The sequence below is a fragment of the Stenotrophomonas sp. 05L44_2 genome, assembly GCF_056665995.1.
In genome coordinates, this window is record NZ_JBFTNR010000960.1 from 1 (window position 1) to 1,240 (window position 1,240).

The window sequence follows — 1,240 nt, forward strand, 5'->3', positions numbered from 1 at the left end:
ACCTGAACCTGGTCGAGCTGGGCTTCCAGCGCGTGCGCGGCTGGATGGAAGGCATCGCCCAGGCCGCATGAGCGGTGGGCTCAACTTTCGCCCGTCTCCCGACCGGATGAACCCTCGCGCCCAGCCGGCAGCGAGACGGGCACCTCTCCCGGCCACCTCGGTATGTCGTGGCCAGCATCAAATCCTGGACTTTCCATGAAAGAAGAAATCTTCAGCGCAGTGGGCGCAGCGGCGGCCAAATCGGCTCCGCCGGTAACCGTTGCCGGTGCACTTGCCGCCGGCATCACCCTGGACCGCCTGGTGGTGGTCCTGACCATCATCTATCTCGCCGCACAGATCGCTTACCTGTGCTGGCGCTGGCTGCGCGAGTGGCGGCGGAAGGGACGCGAATGAGTACGCCGCCCACAGCGTTGCCGCTGCGCCACCTGGTTGCCGCGCTGGTCCTCAGTGCCGCAGGCCTGATCGCCATTGTCGAGCATGAGGGCTATACCGACGCGGCGGTGGTGCCGACCCGCAATGATCGGCCTACCTATGGTTTTGGCTCGACCCGGCGCGAGGACGGCACGCCGGTCCGGCTCGGAGACCGGACTACGCCCGTCCGTGCGCTGCGCACCGTGGAAGCGCACCTGGCGCGCGAGGAATCGCAGTTCCGCGCATCGTTGCCGGGCGTCGCGCTGACACAGGGTGAGTACGACACCTATGTCGACTTCCTTTACCAGTATGGGATCGGCAACTGGAATGGATCATCCACGCGCCGGCATCTCCTGCGAGGTGAGTACCGCCAAGCGTGCGATGCGCTGCTGCTGTGGAAGCGGGCAGGGGGCTACGACTGCTCGACCCGGGTCAACGGACAGCCCAACAAGGTGTGTTGGGGCGTATGGCAACGGCAGCAACAGCGTCATGCCCGCTGCCTGGCGGAGCAGTGAGGGATGCCACGCACATTGATTGCGATTGCGCTGCTGGCGCTGTGGTCGTCGGTGATGTTCGCGGCAGGCTGGGGCTGGCGTGGCGATCGCAGCGATGCCGCAAAGGCAGAGGTTGCGTCGCTGCAGCACGCCGAGGCAATGCAGGCCGAGCGCGCAGCGCGCGAACGGCAGGCGGTACAGACCGGGGCGATGGCCTCGCTGGGAGAACAGCATGAACAAGATCGAGAACGTGCGGCCGAAGTGGAAACAGCGGTGGTTGCTGGCCTGCGTGCTGGCAGTCTCCGGTTGCGCAACGACCTCGCCGCCTGTCATAC

The 1,240-nt window shown here is 66.1% G+C and carries 3 protein-coding genes; all 3 read left to right on the plus strand.

Translation table 11 applies throughout. The features are described from left to right. Nucleotides 1–195 precede the first annotated feature (195 nt). On the plus strand, nt 196–393 hold the full coding sequence (locus AC1VAN_RS22310) for a hypothetical protein (protein ID WP_025874660.1): 198 nt from the start codon (nt 196–198) through the stop codon (nt 391–393). Next, a complete protein-coding gene (locus tag AC1VAN_RS22315) occupies nt 390–926 on the plus strand; it encodes a glycoside hydrolase family protein (RefSeq protein WP_442252148.1) in 537 nt (178 codons plus the stop codon). The genes AC1VAN_RS22310 and AC1VAN_RS22315 overlap by 4 nt, the downstream gene beginning before the upstream one ends. A 3-nt stretch (nt 927–929) precedes the next feature. Continuing rightward, on the plus strand, nt 930–1,240 hold a 311-nt coding region (locus tag AC1VAN_RS22320), incomplete at its 3' end, for a lysozyme (protein ID WP_480986801.1).

Coding starts and splice junctions, on each gene's coding strand:
- AC1VAN_RS22315 (WP_442252148.1), top strand. CDS start 390: ATGAGTACGCCGCCCACAGCGTTGCCGCTGCGCCACCTGGTTGCCGCG.
- AC1VAN_RS22310 (WP_025874660.1), top strand. CDS start 196: ATGAAAGAAGAAATCTTCAGCGCAGTGGGCGCAGCGGCGGCCAAATCG.